Annotated in this window: 13 protein-coding genes and 2 pseudogenes; 14 read left to right on the forward strand and 1 reads right to left on the reverse strand. The window is 63.0% G+C overall.

Annotated elements, in window-relative coordinates:
• The first annotated feature begins 100 nt into the window (after positions 1-100).
• The 12 genes and pseudogenes from NKI38_RS04700 (at position 101) to NKI38_RS04750 (ending at position 13,059) form a co-directional block, all read left to right on the forward strand.
• A complete protein-coding gene (locus NKI38_RS04700) occupies positions 101-3,556 on the forward strand; it encodes an SPOR domain-containing protein (RefSeq protein ID WP_352655196.1) in 3,456 nt (1,151 codons plus the stop codon).
• Between the two features lie 132 nt (positions 3,557-3,688).
• Positions 3,689-4,708 carry a beta-N-acetylhexosaminidase gene (gene nagZ / locus NKI38_RS04705; protein WP_352655199.1) on the forward strand — a complete coding sequence of 340 codons (1,020 nt, stop codon included), beginning with the start codon at positions 3,689-3,691 and terminating at the stop codon, positions 4,706-4,708.
• Between the two features lie 61 nt (positions 4,709-4,769).
• Positions 4,770-5,570: a segregation and condensation protein A gene (locus tag NKI38_RS04710; protein ID WP_352655286.1), complete on the forward strand. Its 801-nt coding sequence runs from the start codon at positions 4,770-4,772 to the stop codon at positions 5,568-5,570.
• Positions 5,567-6,334, forward strand: a complete 768-nt coding sequence (scpB, locus tag NKI38_RS04715) for an SMC-Scp complex subunit ScpB (RefSeq protein WP_352628014.1) — start codon at positions 5,567-5,569, stop codon at positions 6,332-6,334. The genes NKI38_RS04710 and scpB overlap by 4 nt, the downstream gene beginning before the upstream one ends.
• 169 nt (positions 6,335-6,503) lie before the next feature.
• The gene (locus NKI38_RS04720) at positions 6,504-6,725 is read left to right on the forward strand and encodes a twin-arginine translocase TatA/TatE family subunit (RefSeq protein WP_352628015.1); all 222 of its coding nucleotides are present in this window, start codon (positions 6,504-6,506) and stop codon (positions 6,723-6,725) included.
• A gap of 30 nt (positions 6,726-6,755) precedes the next feature.
• Positions 6,756-7,502 (forward strand): Sec-independent protein translocase protein TatB, encoded by a 747-nt coding sequence (gene tatB, locus NKI38_RS04725; RefSeq protein ID WP_352655201.1) that lies wholly within the window; start codon positions 6,756-6,758, stop codon positions 7,500-7,502.
• On the forward strand, positions 7,499-8,374 hold the full coding sequence (gene tatC, locus NKI38_RS04730) for a twin-arginine translocase subunit TatC (protein ID WP_352655203.1): 876 nt from the start codon (positions 7,499-7,501) through the stop codon (positions 8,372-8,374). Before tatB ends, tatC begins: the two co-directional genes overlap by 4 nt.
• Positions 8,375-8,484: 110 nt before the next feature.
• Positions 8,485-9,162 (forward strand): annotated as a pseudogene (locus NKI38_RS33515) (serine--tRNA ligase); the annotation flags it as partial.
• Positions 9,163-9,306: 144 nt separating this feature from the next.
• Positions 9,307-9,924 (forward strand): annotated as a pseudogene (gene serS, locus NKI38_RS33520) (serine--tRNA ligase); the annotation flags it as partial.
• Complete coding sequence (gene surE / locus NKI38_RS04740; RefSeq protein ID WP_352655206.1) at positions 9,924-10,682, forward strand: 5'/3'-nucleotidase SurE; 759 nt, start codon at positions 9,924-9,926, stop codon at positions 10,680-10,682. The pseudogene serS and the gene surE, both read left to right, overlap by 1 nt.
• A complete protein-coding gene (locus tag NKI38_RS04745) occupies positions 10,679-11,332 on the forward strand; it encodes a protein-L-isoaspartate(D-aspartate) O-methyltransferase (RefSeq protein ID WP_352655207.1) in 654 nt (217 codons plus the stop codon). Before surE ends, NKI38_RS04745 begins: the two co-directional genes overlap by 4 nt.
• A gap of 206 nt (positions 11,333-11,538) precedes the next feature.
• Positions 11,539-13,059, forward strand: coding sequence for a peptidoglycan DD-metalloendopeptidase family protein (locus NKI38_RS04750; RefSeq protein WP_352655209.1), 1,521 nt, complete (start codon positions 11,539-11,541; stop codon positions 13,057-13,059).
• 118 nt (positions 13,060-13,177) lie between these two features.
• Here NKI38_RS04750 and NKI38_RS04755 read toward each other — a convergent pair whose 3' ends face one another.
• Positions 13,178-14,053 carry an ATP-binding protein gene (locus tag NKI38_RS04755; RefSeq protein ID WP_352655211.1) on the reverse strand — a complete coding sequence of 292 codons (876 nt, stop codon included), beginning with the start codon at positions 14,051-14,053 and terminating at the stop codon, positions 13,178-13,180.
• A 284-nt stretch (positions 14,054-14,337) separates the two neighbouring features.
• Here NKI38_RS04755 and yajC point away from each other — a divergent pair, with 284 nt between their 5' ends.
• Positions 14,338-14,676 carry a preprotein translocase subunit YajC gene (gene yajC / locus NKI38_RS04760; RefSeq protein ID WP_008876289.1) on the forward strand — a complete coding sequence of 113 codons (339 nt, stop codon included), beginning with the start codon at positions 14,338-14,340 and terminating at the stop codon, positions 14,674-14,676.
• 51 nt (positions 14,677-14,727) lie between these two features.
• The gene (secDF, locus tag NKI38_RS04765; protein WP_352655214.1) at positions 14,728-17,277 is read left to right on the forward strand and encodes a protein translocase subunit SecDF; all 2,550 of its coding nucleotides are present in this window, start codon (positions 14,728-14,730) and stop codon (positions 17,275-17,277) included.
• Positions 17,278-17,283 lie beyond the last annotated feature (6 nt).

A 17,283-nucleotide genomic window follows, 5' to 3' on the forward strand; every position in this document is an offset into this window, starting at 1 on the left:
TGACTAAAAAACCTGTCACCTTTTGCCCACATTGCGCTGGTAAGGGCCAACCCTACGCGACGTCCATGGCGTCCGAATGAGTGCGAGTTCGGGAACAATAATGGCAGATAGAACCCAGCTGAGAGTAGCCGACAACAACGACATCGCTGGCGATGATCCGTTCGCGGAACTGACCAGGATCATGGGGTTCGACCCGCGCCAGCCGGTCAAGCCGCAGCCGCCCGCCCAGCCGAAAGCCCCAGCCGCCGATCACGTGGCAGAAGACAGCGATTTCGATATCGATCTCGAGAAGGAAATGATGGGCGAGTTCGGCGCTGACGACAGCGACGCCGCTCCGGTTGCCGAGGCTCACGAGCCGACTTTCGAGCATGAGCCTGCGTTCGAAGCTGCTGATGCCAGCACAATGGACGACGACGAGCTTGCCGCGTCGCTCGACGACGATTTCCATCTGGACATGACTGATGTCGACGACCACGCCGCCGGCGCCAGCGATACCGCCGCCGCCGAAGCCGCGCCGTCTGTCGAGCCGGCTTTCGACGCTGATTTCGACAATGCCGTCGCCAGTTCGCTTGAGGATGTCTCTCCCTTCGAGGACGACCAGCCGATGGCGGACGAGCTTGCCGCGTCGCTCGACCAGGACTTCCGGATCGACGAGGAAGCCGAAGAGGCCCAGCATGCTGTTGCCGTTGCCGACGCGCCTGCTGTCGAGACGGCCGCCCCCGATCATGAAATCGACGAAGCGGTTGCGATCTCGCTCGAAGACGAGCTGATGCTCGACGACCATTCGGTGGCGGAACAGCCCTACACGGCTGCCGATCCCGTCGAGTATCTGCCGGAGCAGGCGGCTGCGCGTGACGGCCAGGCCTCCGACGAGAATCTTGCCTCCGACGAGGATTTTGCCGACCGCCTTGACGATTCCATGGCTGATGTCGACATGGATTTTGACATTCGCGCTGATGAGCCTGTCGCATTCGACGCGCCGGAAGCGCATGATGCGCTTGCCGATAGCGCGGATGCGACGGGCGAGGCTCTCAGCCCTGAAGCGGCGTCGGATGAAGTGGCGTCGGATGATGCTTTCGACCTGAACTTCGACGACACGTTTGTCGAAACAGTCGAAGAACCCGCCGCCGAAATTGCCGCTGCGGCGCCAGAAGCCAATGTCGCACACGCGGTGCAGGCTCCGATGTCGGACGAACGAAGCCTGGAAGACGAGTTGAATGCGCTGCTGGGTGCCATGACCGCGCGCACGGTGCCTATGGCCAAGGAGGAGCCCGTCATGGCTCATCCGGCTGTCGTCGCTCAGTCGCCTGTCCCTGCAGCTGCAGAGACCACTGAGGAACCGGCCGATCTTGTCGGCGACCTCGACTGGGATCTTGAAGAAACCGCGCCTGAGGCCCCCCGGCATCTTGGCGCCGCCCAGGCAGCCGATGCGGATGTCGACGATCTTCGGCCCGATGAACTTGAGGATCAGGATCCGGGCTCGGACATCGCCGGACATGGCGATGTCGATTTCGACAATGATGCGTTCGACGCGGCTTTGGCCAAAAGCCTGGATCCGCAGGACAATTCGGCGGATTCTGTCGATCGGCTGGCGGAGCGTTCCACGCCGCCCGAGCCGGCTCGTTCGTGGAGCCGCGTGACGCCGGTTCCGCAGCAGCCGTCATTTAGTGCTCAGCCTGCGTTTAGCGCTCAGCCGGCCGCTTCGATGGCATCCATGGCTGCGGCGCCGGTAGTCGCTGCGGTACCGTCCTACCGTTCGGCCGAGCCGGTCGAGACCGTCGCCCCTGTATCCGCGCCGCCATCACGCCAGTCCGCGCGTTATGAAGACATGCCCGATGTCGAGACGGTCGATGTGCCCGAGCGTGTCGTGGCGCTGGCGGACGATCTCGATATTCCGGAACTGCACTTCGAGGAAGATCAGCCGGCGTCGCCTGGCTATGACGATCTCGACGCCGAATTCTCCAGCCTTCTCTCCGAGATGAACGCGGTGGAGGTCGCTGCCGCTCCCGCAAGCAACGTGGCCGGCGCGCCCTACGATGATGACGCTTACGCCGCAGGCTTCAAGCCGAGCTATGACGGGGTCAAGCCGGGCTATGACAGCGTCAAGCAGGGCTATGACAGCGTCAAGCAGGGTTATGAAAGCGTCAAGCGGGGTTATGACGGGGTCACGCAGGGCTATGACAGCGTCAAGCCAGGCTATGACAGCGTCAAGCCGGGCTATGAGCCGGAAGCTCGGACCTATGCGGCGCGTCCGATGGAAGTGTCTGCCCGCGCGGCGGCGCCTACGGGCTATGCCGATGCCGCCGATGGCTTCGATCTCGACAATCTGCCCGGCAGCCAGCCGGCTTCACAGGCGGATGATTTCACCGTCGATGAACTCGACTACGATCCTGAACTCGATGAGGCGATGGCTATTCCAGGTCTCGACGAGCGTGAGGCCGCGAAGCCTTCGCGCGGACGTGGCCTGTTCATCGCCGCGATTGTCGGCGCGGTGGCGGTCGCAGGCGGCCTCGGTGCCTTTGCGCTGTCTTTCGGCGGCAAGGGCGGCAGCGAAGCGCCTGTCATCGTCAAGGCGGACAACGCGCCAATCAAGGTCAAGCCGGAGAATCCGGGTGGGGCCGTGGTGCCGAACCAGGACAACAAGGTCTATGATGCGGTCAGGGGCGCGAAGGCCGCTGAGCCGGTCCAGGAAAAGCTGGTCACCAACACCGAAGAACCGGTGGACGTCCAGGCGAAGGACCCGGCCCGCGCCATCGATCTTTCGCCGGACCAGAACGCAGCCGCCGCAGCCGTCGTTGGAACCGATGACGGCAACGCCGCGCCGACTGCCGTAGCCGCTTCGGCCGACAACATGGCGGCCGCGCCCAAGTCCGAGGATCGCATCGCGCAGGTGCTGCAGGATGCCGACAAGGGCACCAATGCCGATGTCGTCGCCGTTGCGCCGCGCAAGGTGAGGACCATGGTGGTCAAGTCGGACGGTTCGCTGGTGCCGCGTGAAGATCCGGCACCCGCCGCCCCACAGGTGGCCGCAACGGAGCCGGTCGATCCGGCGCCGCAGCATGTTGCCCCGTTGGCGCAAGCTGATGCGGGCCAGACCGGCACCGTGGCGCCTGCCGCTGCCCAGGCGGACGACGAGCCGGCCCTCAAGCCGGCAGCCAAGCCCAAGGCTGAGGCCAAGGCCCAATCGGCCAACACGCCGGCCAAGGTTCCGCTCGCGCCGCAGCGCCCGTCCGACCAGCCGGTCGATGTCGTCGGCGAGGTCAAGCCCGATCAGGTTGCGTCCATCGATCCTGCATCGACCGCGACCGGCGGTGGTTCGTGGTCGATGCAGATCGCTTCACAGCCGACGGTCGAAAGCGCCCAGTCCAGCTATCAGGATCTGCAGCGCCGCTACGGCAGCGTGCTTGCCGGCCATACCGCCAACATCGTCAAGGCCGAGATCGCCGGCAAGGGCACGTTCTACCGTGTGCGCGTGCCGGCTCAGTCGCGCAATGATGCGATCAATTTGTGCACCAGCTACAAGGCCGCCGGCGGCAACTGCTTCGTCTCGCGCTAGAGCCGGAGCCAACCGGTCAAAAGCCGGCGCGGTCATCGCGCCGGCTTTTTTCATGGGGAAAGCAGATCTGGCGTTTGACCGCTTGTGATCCGGATGATTCCCTTTGACCGCGCGAAGCTTTAGACTCCTGATATGACCGAATCAAAATCCATGATCCTCGGCTGTGCCGGGAAATCGCTCACCCGCGAAGAAATCAATTTCTATCGCAATGAATGCCCGTGGGCCTTCATCCTGTTTGCGCGCAACATCGGCGAGACGGAACAGATCCGCGATCTGGTCGCCGAGATGCGTGACTGCATCGGGCGTCCGGACGCGCTGGTGTTCATCGACCAGGAAGGCGGCCGTGTGCAACGCCTGAGGCCGCCACTGGCGCCGAACTATCCGGCCGGCGGCGCGCTTGGCGCGCTGTGGCGCGACGACCATGATGCCGGCGCTCGCGCCGCCTGGCTGATGGCGCGGCTGCATGCATTCGATCTGCTGCGCTACGGCATCACCGCCGATTGTCTGCCGGTGCTCGACGTGCCGATCGAGGGCGCCAGCGACGTCATCGGTGCACGTGCCTATGGCAACGACCCGCGACCGGTGATTGAACTCGGCCGCGCCGCCGCGGAAGGGCTGATGTCGGGCGGGGTACTGCCCGTCATGAAGCACATTCCGGGACATGGCCGGGCGTTTGCCGACACGCATTTCGAATTGCCTGTCGTCAATGCCTCGCTCAGCGATCTGCAGCGGCATGATTTCGCTCCGTTCAAGGAACTCAGCCATCTGCCGATGGCGATGACCGCGCATGTCGTCTACAGCGCGATCGACCCCAACAATCCGGCGACCACCTCCGGCAAGGTCATCGACGAGATCATCCGGCGCGAGATCGGCTTCGACGGGTTGCTGATGAGCGACGACACCTCGATGAAGGCACTTTCTGGGGATTTCCCGACAAAGGCGGCCTCGATCCTTGCGGCGGGCTGCGATCTGGTCCTTCACTGCAACGGCGTTTTCGAGGAGATGGCCGGCATCGCATCGCGGACCACGGGGCTCGAGGGCACGTCGCTGGAGCGTGCAAAGCGGGCGCTGACCTATATTAAGAAACACGACACGGTGGAAGAAACCGAGATACGCGCTGAATTCGCCACCTATTTCGATGCGGTGGCTTAAAAAAGGGAAGTGAGAGGAAGTGGCGGAAACATTGGAAAGCAAGGCCGCGAAGGCCGCACCGATGGACCGTCTGTGGGCCGAGAATGATGATTCACGTGTCACCGGCGACCCGTCGCTGGTCGTCGACGTGGCCGGTTTCGAAGGTCCGCTCGATCTTCTACTGCATCTGGCCCGCACCCAGAAAGTCGATCTGGCGCGGATTTCGATCCTGGCGCTGGTCGAGCAATACCTGACCTTTGTCGAGACGGCGAGGACGCTCAGGCTTGAGCTTGCCGCCGACTATCTGGTGATGGCGGCGTGGCTGGCCTTCCTCAAGTCGAAGCTCCTGATCCCCAAGCAGCCGGGCGACGAGGGCGAAAGCGGCGAGGAACTGGCGGCGGTGCTACAGTTCCGGCTGAAGCGGCTGGAAGCCATGCGCGACGCCTCGGCGCGCCTGGTCAATCGCAACCGGCTCGGCCGTGACGTGTTCGCGCGCGGCATGCCGGAAATGGTCATCATCGAAAAGCGCAACGCCTATTCGGCCTCGCTTTACGATCTGCTCACTGCCTATGCCCAGCAACGGCAGAAGCAGGCGATCAACAATGTGACGATCGCCAGGCGCGGCGTCTGGTCGCTCAAGGACGCGCGCGATATCCTGACCCGCCTGGTTGGGGCTCTGCACGACTGGGCGACGCTGGAAAGCTTTCTGATCGTGTACATGACCGGCCCCGAGGAGCGGCGCACGGCGATCGCCAGCTCTTTCGCGGCCACGCTGGAACTGGTGCGCGAAGGCACGATGGACATGCGGCAGGACGAAGTCTTCGCGCCGATCTATCTGCGCGGCCGCGCGCAGGCAATCAAGGCAGTCGAGGTGGCATCATGAGCGAACGCGCCAACGCTTCGGTTATCCCGTTCAAGGTCGGCGATGAAGCGGAAGAGGAGTCGCTTTCGCAGAACCCGGCCGAGCAACAGGTACAGAATCCGGCCGAGCGGCTGCATCTGGCCGAAGCCGTCCGCATGGCCGAGGCGATCGTGTTCGCCAGTGCCGAGCCTGTCAGCGAAAAGCAGCTTGCGGCACGCCTGCCGGACGGCATCAACATCGCCCTGGCCATGGCCGAGCTGCAGCAGATCTATGCCCGGCGCGGCGTCAATCTGGTGCGTATCGGCGACGCCTGGGCGTTCCGCACGGCCGGCGATCTCGCTTTCCTGATGAGCCGGGATACTGTCCAACAAAGGAAGCTCTCCCGCGCGGCTCTCGAAGTGCTGGCAATCATTGCCTATCACCAGCCGGTGACGCGCGCCGAGATCGAGGACATCCGAGGCGTCGAAACCTCGAAAGGCACGCTCGACACGCTGTTGGAAACGGAATGGGTGCGCATGCGCGGCCGGCGCAAAACGCCGGGACGCCCTGTCACCTACGGCACCACCGACACCTTCCTCGACCATTTCGCGCTGGAGGAGATCCGCGATCTTCCGGGCATGGAGGAACTGAAGGGCGCCGGCCTGCTTTCGGGCCGCATGCCGTCGAATTTCTCCATTCCACAGCCGCCGGCCGATCCCGATGCATTGACCGACGACGAGGAAGCGCTGACCGACATCGACCTTGAGGAACTCGGCCTGCTGACGCCGCGCGTCACGGAAGATTGACTGGCATTAGCCGCCGATCTGTCGAGGATGCGCGGATTCGTAGCGGGCCATCACGTTGAAAATGCGTGACATCCGCCACCCTTTCATAAACTCTGTCGCAGTTGTGTTTGAATCCCAACGCGAAAACGCATAGATCATCGCCAGGGAAAACGTTCGAGAGAGATTTGCTATGGGTTCATTTTCGATTTGGCATTGGATGATCGTGCTGGTGATCGTGCTGCTGGTGTTCGGCCGCGGCAAGATTCCCGAGCTGATGGGCGATATGGCCAAGGGCATCAAGAGCTTCAAGAAGGGCATGGCCGACGACGACGTTGCCGAAGACAAGCGCACCGTCGAACATCGCGCCGACGAGACCGTTACGGCCGCGAAGGAAAAAGCCAGCAAGAGCTGAGCCACAGGGCTCTAGTCGGAACAGAGTGCCATGTTTGAAGTCGGCTGGACCGAAATGCTGGTCATCGCGATCGTCATGATCGTGGTCGTCGGGCCCAAGGATTTGCCCAATATGCTGCGTACCTTCGGCCGCACGACGGCGAAGCTGCGCGCCATGGCGTCCGATTTCCAAAAGCAGTTCAACGAAGCGCTGAAGGAAGCCGAGCTCGACGACGTCAAGAAGTCGGTCGACGAGCTTAGAGGCCTCAGCCCGATGGCCGAAATCAGGAAGCAGCTCAATCCGTTCGAACAGGCCGCGGCCGACGTTCGCTCCGGCGTCGACGCGGCGATGAAGCCGAAGCCGGCGGCGGACCCGGCAACGCCTGCCGCTTCGACACCGCTGGCGGCGGAGCCGTTGAAGAATGGCGCAACGACCATGCCTGGCGTCAACGGGCCGGAAACCATGCCGGCAGCGCCGATTTTCCCGGCAATGACCGATGAATCGGTGGTGACGGCATCAGTGCCGACAGAACCGGCGCCGAAGGCGTCCGCGACAAAGAAAGTAGCCAAGCCTGCGCCGGCAAAGGCAATGCCGGTGATAAAAGCGCCGGCCAAGGCTTCGGCGAATGGTGCAAAGGCGCCGGCGAAGACCGCGACGGCGGCAAAGGCTGAAACGCCCAAAGCCGCGAAGCCCGTTGCGGCCAAGGCCCTCGCGACCAAGACCGTGGCGAAAGCCGATCCGAAGCCTGCTCCGGCGAAGAAACCGACAGCCAAGAAGACGGCGGGAGCCGCCAAGTGAGCGTTTCGGACAAGGAAAAGGACGAGATCGAGAAATCGTCGGCGCCGCTGATGGAGCATCTGATCGAGTTGCGCCGGCGGCTGATCTGGTCGCTCGGAGGCTTCTTCGTTGCCTTCCTGGTCTGTTTCTTCTTCGCCAAGAAGCTGTTCAACCTTCTGGTCGTCCCGTTCAAATGGGCGACGCAATGGGCAGGGCTCGATCCGCACAAGGTCGAGCTGATCTACACCGCGCCGCAGGAATTCTTCTTCACGCAGGTCAAGCTCGCCATGTTCGGCGGCATGGTGATCGCGTTTCCGCTGATCGCCACGCAAATCTACAAGTTCATCGCGCCAGGCCTCTACAAGAACGAGCGCAATGCCTTCCTGCCGTTCCTGATCGCGTCGCCGATCCTGTTCCTGATGGGCGCGTCGCTGGTCTATTTCTTCTTCACGCCGATGGTGATGTGGTTCTTCCTCGCCATGCAGCAGGCCGGCACCGACGAACAGGTGCAGATTTCGCTGCTGCCGAAAGTGTCGGAATATCTCAGCCTGATCATGACGCTGATCTTTTCCTTCGGCCTGGTGTTCCAGCTGCCGGTGGTGACCAGCCTGATGACGCGGGTCGGCATGCTGTCGTCCAAGGCACTGGCCGAGAAGCGCAAATGGGCAATCGTCATTGCCTTCGTCGTCGCTGCGGTGCTGACACCACCAGATCCGATGAGCCAGATCGGCCTGGCCATCCCGACGATCCTTCTTTACGAAGTCTCCATCTGGGCCGCCCGGCTGATCGAGCGCGATCAGGAAAAGCAGCGCGTGGCGCGTGAGAAGCAGGACGCGGCGGAAACCGTGGCGGACAAAGCCCCGGACGAGCCTCCGGCGCCGGCAGCCTCGTAGCCAACAGAGCGGCGGCGGCGGCGGAAAAAGACGGTCGCCGCCCAGCCTATCTTGCATCGATCTCAGATGCGGTTTACGCCCCTTTGGCCTAGCTAGAGGACGGATAGACCATGCTTGACATCAAATGGATTCGCGACAACCCGAAGGCCCTTGTCGAGGCGCTGGTGAAGCGCTCGTGGTCGGCGGGTGAGGCGCAGTCCACGGTTGACGGGCTGATCGCCTCGGACGAGGCGCGGCGCGAACACGTCACCGAGCTGCAGACCAGACAGGAGCGCCGCAATGCCGCCTCGAAGGAGATCGGCAACGCCATGCGTTCGGGCGACGCGGCACTTGCCGAGAAGCTGAAAGCCGAGGTCGGCGAGATAAAAACCTTTATCCAGAATGGCGAGGCGCGCGAGCGCGAGCTCGACAAGGCGCTGAACGATGCGCTGGCGGTGCTGCCCAACGTGCCGTTCGACGACGTGCCTGTCGGCAAGGATGAGCATGACAATGTCGTCAAGCACATCGTCGGCAAGGTGCCGACGCGGCCGAACTGGGTGAAGGAGCATTTCGAGATCGGCGAAGCGCTCGGCATGATGGATTTCGAGCGCGCCGCGAAACTGTCAGGCTCGCGCTTCACCGTGCTGAAAAGCGGCTTGGCGCGGATGGAACGTGCGCTTGGTCAGTTCATGCTCGATCTGCATACGACCGAGCATGGCTATGAGGAGATCCAGCCGCCGCTGATGGTGCGCGACGAGGCGATGTTCGGAACAGGGCAACTGCCAAAGTTTGCGGAAGACTTGTTTTCGGCAACAAGGCGGCTCTCCGACGGCGAACGGGAAGATCTGATCGAAGAGTTCGCTATGCAGGAATACAACCAAGAGCGCCCTGAAAAAGGCACTCGTCTGCGGGCTTACGTCAAGATGCTGATTAAGCATCGTGAACTAGCGCCGACAGCGGATCGGCATTGGCTCATCCCGACCGCCGAGGTCCCGCTCACCAACCTTGTGCGCGAAGAAATCACCGCGCATGAAAAACTGCCGCTACGCTATACGGCGCTGACGCCGTGCTTCCGTTCCGAAGCGGGCTCGGCCGGGCGCGACACGCGCGGCATGCTGCGCCAGCACCAGTTCTACAAGGTCGAGCTGGTGTCGATCACCGATCAGGAATCGTCACTCGCCGAGCACGAGCGGATGACGCAATGCGCCGAGGAAGTGCTCAAGCGCCTCGGCCTGCCGTTCCGCACCATGACGCTGTGCACCGGCGACATGGGCTTTGGCGCGCGCAAGACCTATGACATCGAGGTCTGGCTGCCCGGCCAGAACGCCTATCGCGAAATCTCGTCCTGTTCGGTGTGCGGCGATTTCCAGGCGCGCCGCATGGACGCCCGCTACAAGGACAGAGACGGCAAGGGCAACCGCTTCGTCCACACGCTCAATGGTTCGGGCACTGCCGTCGGCCGCGCGCTCATCGCCGTCATCGAAAATTACCAGAATGAGGATGGCAGCGTAACCATTCCTGAAGTGCTGCGGCCTTACATGGGCGGTCTGGAAAAGATCGAAGCGAAATAATGCGCATCCTTTTGACCAATGACGACGGCATTCATGCCGAGGGCCTGGCGTCGCTCGAACGCGTCGCGCGCACATTGTCCGACGATGTCTGGGTGGTGGCGCCGGAGCAGGACCAGTCCGGCTATGCGCATTCGCTGTCGATCTCGGAGCCGCTGCGGCTGCGCAAGATCGGCGAGAAGCACTTTGCCGTGCGCGGCACGCCGACCGATTGCGTCATCATGGGTGTCAAGAAGATCCTGCCCGGCGCACCCGACCTGATCCTGTCCGGCATCAATTCCGGCGCCAACATCGCCGACGACGTCACCTATTCCGGCACCGTCGCCGGCGCCATGGAAGGCGCGCTGCTCGGCATCCGCTCGATCGCGCTCAGCCAGGGCTACAGCTATGTCGGCGAGGATCGCGTCGTCCCTTACGAGACGACCGAGGCGCTGGCGCCGGCGCTGTTGAAGAAGCTGGTGGCGACGCCGCTGCCGGACGGTGTGCTGCTCAACGTCAATTTTCCGAACTGCCTTCCCGAAGAGGTCGCCGGCACAGTGGTCACCTCGCAAGGCAAGCTGGTGCACAGCCTGTGGGTCGACGAGCGCCGCGACGGCCGCGGCCTGCCTTATTACTGGCTGCGTTTTGGCCGCGAGCCGGTCGAAGGCAAGCAAGGTACCGACCTCTACGCCCTGCGCAACAGGCTGGTGTCGGTGACGCCACTGCAGCTCGACCTCACCGCGCATGAAATCCGTGACCAATTGAGCAAGGCGCTTGCATGAACCAGGGGATCGATGACCGCGAAGGCTTTGCCGCCTTTCTGCTACGCCTGCGCGGCCGGGGGACGGTGCCGAAGGCATTGATCGCGGCCTTCGAGGCGACGCCGCGGCGCGGTTTCCTGGCCGCCCAGTTCCATTCCATTGCCTGGTCGGACCGCATGCTGCCGATCGAATGCGGCGAAGCGATCGAAGGCGCCGACATGCAGGCGGCGGTGATCGCCGCACTCGCCATCGAGCAGGGCAACCGCGTGCTCGAGATCGGCACCGGCTCCGGCTATACCTCGGCGGTGATGTCGCGGCTGGCCGCGCGGGTCGTCACCACGGATCGCTACAAGACGCTCGTCGAGCAGGCGAGGCAGCGCTTCGAGGCGCTCGGCATCGGCAATGTCATCGTGCGTCACGCCGATGGTTCCGGCGGGCTGCCGAATGAAGGGCCGTTCGATCGCATCGTTGCCTGGGCCGCCTTCGACAGCCTGCCGCGCTTCCTGCTCGACCAATTGTCGAGCGGCGGCATGGTCATCGCCCCGATCGGACCCGAGGAGGGCGAACAGGTGCTGGCCAAGCTGACCAAGGTCGGCAGCCGGTTCGAGCGTGAAGACATCGGCCTTGTCCGCCTGCAGCCGATCCTGGGCAGCGTGGCCGCCGTCATTTAGGGGCGTTGAGGGTCAGGTAATGCCGGCCCGCAAACGGTAGGTCGCGCCCGTCTTGGCTCCGGCTCGGCCTGACCTAAAATCTCTCCTCGGCGCACACTCTAATATTTTAAGAAAAATTGCATCGGATTCCATGAGGTTAACCGTCGAGTAACATTAACGCGCTTTAATCATGCCTAGTTTGTACCGGGTATGTGCGGGTTAGTGCGATGCAACTCAGTGTTTTGAAGACAAACGGACGCAATCTGCTGCGGGGTTGCGCTGTCCTCATGGTCGCCGGTGCTGCGGCGGGGTGCAGTTCCCAGGTTTCGCGGTTCAATGGCGTCGACGACGTCTTTACATCCTCGACCAACAATCAGCGCACCATCATCAACAAGCAGGATGCCGTACAGCAGCCCTATCCGGGCGATGTCGCGGCCGCTCCCATCGATGGCAGCCACACACAGTCGGTCAGCCGCTCCAGCCTCGAGCCGGTCTCGACGCGGCCGCTGCCGCCACCCGTTGCCCAGGCGCAGCCGGCTCCCGCACTGGCGCCCGCCGCAAAGCCGACGCGCACCGCATTGGCTCCGGCGCCGCATGTTGACAGGACCACGACCGGTACCGTTGCTCCGGCCGCATCGCCGTTCAAGGTTGCGCAGCCCGATGCCCCGCGCGTGGCAGCGGCCGGCACGCCGCATGCGACCGAGATCGTCGTCAGGGACGGTGAAACGATTTCAGGCATAGCCCAGCACTACAAGGTGCCGGCCGACGTGATCATGAAGGTCAACGGGCTGAGCGCCACCAAGGGTCTGAAGACCGGCCAGAAGCTGGTCATCCCGGCCTATGCCTACTCCAGCAAAGGCGAGCCGAAAGTCGCCGACGCCAAGCCGGCGAAAGACGGCAAGCATGACCTGCCGGCCACGGCGCCCGACAAGGTCGCGGTGCTGCCACAGCAGCCGAAGCTGAAGGAGGGCAAGTCCGCCGCTCAGGTCGACACGTCGGCTGCCGCAAACCAGCCCAAGGAGCCCAAGCCGCAGATGGCCGCCGCCAAGGCGACTGGCGCTGCCGGCACCTACACGGTCCAGTCGGGCGACACGATGTCTTCGATTGCGAGGAAGACCGGCGTTGGCGTCGTTGCTCTAAAGCAGGCCAACGGGATGAAGGATGGCCTGCTCAAGATCGGCCAGACCCTGAAAGTGCCGACTGGCGGGGCCGCAACGGTCGCCAGCGCCAAGCCGGCCAAGATCGATCCGGTGACCACGGCCACCACCCAGCCCGCCGCAAAGGCCACGCCGTCGGAAACGCTGGCGTCGTACACGCCGCCGAAGAAAGATTCGAAGGTCATCCAGCAGGCCGAGGACGACGACGCCGTCGCACCTGACGCCACCGGCATCGGCAAGATGCGCTGGCCGGTGCGTGGCCGCGTAATCTCCGGTTTCGGGTCCGGCAAGGACGGCGTCGACATCGCCGTGCCGGCAGGAACGCCGGTCAAGGCGGCCGAGAACGGCGTCGTCATCTATGCCGGCGATGGCCTCAAGGAATTCGGCAACACGGTGCTGGTGCGCCACGAGAATGGCCTGGTCACCGTCTACGGCCACGCCAGCTCGATCGAGGTGCAGCGCGGCCAGAAGGTCAAGCGCGGCCAGGAAATCGCGTTGTCGGGCATGAGCGGCACGACGGACTCGCCGAAGCTGCACTTCGAAGTGCGCAAGAACTCCGCCCCGGTCGATCCCTCCGGCTATCTCGAATAGTCGGGGCTATCTCGAATAGAAGAAAAAAAGCAATTTGCGGGCCGTCTGACCTCCAGTCCGGCCCGCCGGCTCAGCCCGTTCCGCAAGGAGCGGGCTTTTTCAGTTGGTTGCGGGCGGATCAATCCTTCAGCGGCTTGCCGAGCCGGCCGGCCAGGTCCTGCGTGAACTGCCAGGCGACGCGGCCTGAACGACTGCCGCGTGTCGTTGCCCATTCCAGCGCCTCAGTGCGCAGCTGCTCGGGATCGATAGTCAGGCCATGATGGCTGATATAGCCGTCGATCATGTCGAGATACTCGTCCTGCGAACATTTGTGGAAGCCGAGCCACAGGCCGAAGCGGTCGGACAGCGACACCTTTTCCTCGACCGCCTCGGACGGGTTGATCGCGGTCGAGCGCTCATTGTCGATCATGTCGCGCGGCAACAGGTGGCGGCGGTTCGAGGTGGCGTAGAAGATGACATTGGCCGGGCGGCCCTCGACGCCGCCTTCGAGCGCTGCCTTGAGCGATTTGTAGGAGGTGTCGTCATGGTCGAAGGAGAGGTCGTCGCAAAACAGGATGAAGCGGAAGGGGGCTGCCTTGAGCAATCCCATCAGCTTTGGCAGCGTGTCGATGTCCTCGCGGTGGATTTCGATCAGCTTCAACGGTAGGTCGGACTTGGCCTTGGCGTTGATCTGCGCATGCACGGCCTTGACCAGCGACGATTTGCCCATGCCGCGCGCGCCCCACAACAACACATTGTTGGCTGGATACCCGGCGGCGAAGCGTTCGGTGTTGTCGACAAGGATGTCGCGGACACGGTCGACGCCACGGATCAGGCCGATGTCGACGCGGTTAACCCTGCGTACCGGCTCCAGATAGCCCGGATCGGCCTGCCAGACGAAGCAATCGGCCTCGCCGAGGTCGGTTTGGGGCACTGGCGGCGGGGCGAGGCGGCTCACCGCCTCGATCAGCCGGTCGAGTTTCTGGTTCAGGGCTTCAATGCTGCTGTCGGTCATGTCTGTCTTTTGTTTTCTCGTTTTTGACGTGCGGGAGCGTGAACCTGCCCGATTGCGCCTGATACAAAACCGGTTGCAACCTTTTGTTCGAGCGTGATCTTTTCGCAAAACCGGCTCGCGCTTTTTGCGATCATGCTCTAACACGGCTCAACAGGCCGGAAAAGCAGCCGATTTGGCCGGCCGCGCAGTTGCATTGACAACTTTACCGACTATATTCCGGCCAAATTTCAAGGGGCCGCCAAATTACGGTTTGGCGGCTGTTTTCAAAATTCAGGAGTACCTCGATGTTCGTGACACCGGCATACGCCCAAGGCGTTGGCGCTTCTCCCGACATGTTCATCAGCATTTTGCCGTTTGTCCTGATTTTCGTGATCATGTATTTTCTGATCATCCGGCCGCAGCGCACGCAGCTGAAGAAGCGCGGCGAGATGCTGGCCGCGGTCCGTCGCGGCGATACGGTCGTCACTGGCGGCGGCTTCGTCGGCAAGGTGACCAAGGTGATCGACGACAATGAGCTCGAGATCGACCTCGGCGGCGGCACCAAGGTAACGGCGCTGCGCTCGACGATCGCCGATGTGCGCGTCAAGGGCGAGCCGGTGGCCAACCAGAACGCCAAGAAATAATCCAATTTTAGGCGGAGCGATCCGCGGACACGCTCTGACGGACGACGCCATATGCTGTATTTTTCGCGCTTCAAGATGATCCTGATCTGGGTGGCCGTGGCCATCACAGTGATCCTCGCCGCGCCCAATCTCATCCCCGCAAGTACCTTGGCCAAGCTTCCCGACTGGGTGCCGAAGCGGCAGATGACGCTCGGCCTCGATCTGCAGGGCGGTTCGCACATTCTGCTGGAGATGAATCAGAACGATCTGATCAAGGACCGGCTGGAGACGACGCGCGACGAAATCCGCACACTGCTACGTGACGCCAAGATCGGCTATACCGGCCTTGCCGGCACTGGGCGGACCTTGCAGGTTCGCATCACCGATCCCGCCCAGCTCGATGCCGCCAAGACAGCACTGAAGACGCTGACCGATCCGGTCGCTGCCGGCCTGTTCACCGGCGGCTCCATCCAGGAAATGACGCTGGACGATTCCGAGCCCGGCCTGCTCAAGTTCAACGTCACCGACGCCGGCATCAAATATCGCACATCGACGGCGTTGACGCAGTCGATCGAGGTGGTCGAGCGCCGCGTCAACGAACTCGGCACGACCGAACCCATCGTGCAGCGGCAAGGCGACGACCGCATCCTTGTTCAGGTGCCGGGTCTTCAGGACCCGCAGCGGCTTAAGGAAATCCTTGGCCAGACCGCCAAGCTGACCTTCCAGATGGTCGACCAGTCGATGCCGGTGCAGGACGCGCTCAACGCCCGCCCGCCCGCCGGTTCGTCAGTGCTCTATTCGCAGGATGATCCGCCGGTTCCCTATCTGATCGAAAACCGCGTCATCGTCTCGGGTGAAAACCTCGTCGATGCGCAGGCGACATACAATTCGCAGAACAACGAGCCGGTGGTTTCGTTCCGCTTCGATTCGAAGGGTGCCGCGCGTTTCGGCCAGGCGACCTCGCAGAATGTCGGCAAGCTGTTCGCCATCATCCTCGACAATCAAGTGATCTCGGCGCCGCAGATTCGTGAGCCGATCCTCGGCGGCACCGGCCAGATCTCGGGTAACTTCACCGCCCAGAGCGCCAACGACCTTGCCGTGCTCCTGCGCGCCGGCGCCTTGCCCGCGACGCTGACGGTGATCGAAGAGCGTACCGTTGGTCCGGGTCTCGGCCAGGATTCCATCCATGCCGGCAAGGTCGCCGGCATCATCGGTTCGATCCTGGTCGTCGTTTTCATGTTCGTGGCCTACGGCTTCCTCGGCTTCCTCGCCAACATCGCGCTGGCGGTGCACGTGGCGATGATCGTCGGACTGTTGTCGCTGCTCGGCGCGACGCTGACCTTGCCTGGTATCGCCGGTATCGTGCTGACCATCGGCATGGCGGTCGATTCCAACGTGCTGATCTACGAACGTATCCGCGAGGAACGACGAAACGGCCGCTCGGTGATCCAGGCGATCGATACCGGTTTCACCAAGGCGCTCGCGACCATCGTCGATTCCAACGTCACCTCGCTGATCGCAACCGTGGTGCTGTTCTATCTCGGCACCGGGCCGGTGAAGGGCTTTGCCATCACCTTCGCCATCGGCATCCTGACCACGGTCTTCACCGCTTTCACCTTTACCCGTCTGCTGGTCTCGATCTGGCTGCGCCGGGCCCGCCCGAAGGAGTTGCCGAAGGCGCCGGTAACCTTCATTCCGCCCGGCACGAAGATCCCCTTCATGGGCATCCGCCGCTGGACCTTCGCGCTGTCGAGCATCCTTTCGGTCCTCTCGGTCGTGCTGTTCATGACCGTCGACATCAATTACGGCATCGACTTCAAGGGCGGCTCGCTGATCGAGGTGAAGGCCAAGAGCGGCAACGCCGACATCGCCGATATCCGTGGGCGGCTGACCGAACTCAACATCGGTGAAGTCCAGGTGCAGCAGTTCGGCGATCCGAACGACGTGCTGATCCGTGTCGGCTCGCAGGATGGCGGCGAGAATGCCGAGCAGACCGTCATCGACAAGGTGCGCGGCGAGCTGCAGGACAATTATGATTTCCGCCGCGTCGAAGTGGTGGGGCCGACCGTCTCGGGCGAGCTCGCCAAGCAGGGCACGATCGCCATGCTAATCGCGCTGCTTGGCATTCTGGTCTATGTCTGGTTCCGCTTCGAATGGCAGTTTGCGGTCGGCGCCATCGTGGCGACGGTGCACGATGTGGTCATGACACTCGGCTTCTTCGTCATCACCGGGCTGGAGTTCAATCAGTCATCGCTGGCGGCGATCCTGACCATCATCGGCTATTCGCTGAACGATACGATCGTGGTCTATGACCGTGTTCGAGAGGATCTGCGAAAATACAAGCGAATGCCGCTGCCGCAGCTTTTGAACAACGCCATCAACGAGACGCTGTCGAGAACGACGCTGACCTCGGTGACGACGATCCTGGCGCTGCTGGCGCTGGTTCTGTTCGGCGGCGAGGTCATCCGCTCGTTCACCATGGCAATGCTGTTCGGCGTCGTGTTCGGCACCTACTCGTCGATCTTCATCGCCGCACCGCTGCTGATCCTGTTCAAACTGCGGCCGCAGGCTTCGGCGGACGAGGAGAAGCCGGCTGGCGGCGGCAAGGCGGTCGCGACCTGACGCGCC

The organism is Mesorhizobium sp. M0621 (assembly GCF_040320745.1).
In the GTDB taxonomy this organism is placed as follows: Bacteria; Pseudomonadota; Alphaproteobacteria; order Rhizobiales; family Rhizobiaceae; genus Mesorhizobium.

Excerpts from the sequence above, each read along its gene's own strand:
- yajC (WP_008876289.1), top strand. The coding sequence starts at position 14,338 with ATGTTCGTGACACCGGCATACGCCCAAGGCGTTGGCGCTTCTCCCGAC.
- scpB (WP_352628014.1), top strand. The coding sequence starts at position 5,567 with ATGAGCGAACGCGCCAACGCTTCGGTTATCCCGTTCAAGGTCGGCGAT.
- NKI38_RS04700 (WP_352655196.1), top strand. The coding sequence starts at position 101 with ATGGCAGATAGAACCCAGCTGAGAGTAGCCGACAACAACGACATCGCT.
- nagZ (WP_352655199.1), top strand. The coding sequence starts at position 3,689 with ATGACCGAATCAAAATCCATGATCCTCGGCTGTGCCGGGAAATCGCTC.
- tatB (WP_352655201.1), top strand. The coding sequence starts at position 6,756 with ATGTTTGAAGTCGGCTGGACCGAAATGCTGGTCATCGCGATCGTCATG.
- NKI38_RS04720 (WP_352628015.1), top strand. The coding sequence starts at position 6,504 with ATGGGTTCATTTTCGATTTGGCATTGGATGATCGTGCTGGTGATCGTG.
- NKI38_RS04750 (WP_352655209.1), top strand. The coding sequence starts at position 11,539 with ATGCAACTCAGTGTTTTGAAGACAAACGGACGCAATCTGCTGCGGGGT.
- NKI38_RS04745 (WP_352655207.1), top strand. The coding sequence starts at position 10,679 with ATGAACCAGGGGATCGATGACCGCGAAGGCTTTGCCGCCTTTCTGCTA.
- NKI38_RS04710 (WP_352655286.1), top strand. The coding sequence starts at position 4,770 with ATGGACCGTCTGTGGGCCGAGAATGATGATTCACGTGTCACCGGCGAC.
- NKI38_RS04755 (WP_352655211.1), bottom strand. The coding sequence starts at position 14,053 with ATGACCGACAGCAGCATTGAAGCCCTGAACCAGAAACTCGACCGGCTG.
- secDF (WP_352655214.1), top strand. The coding sequence starts at position 14,728 with ATGCTGTATTTTTCGCGCTTCAAGATGATCCTGATCTGGGTGGCCGTG.
- surE (WP_352655206.1), top strand. The coding sequence starts at position 9,924 with ATGCGCATCCTTTTGACCAATGACGACGGCATTCATGCCGAGGGCCTG.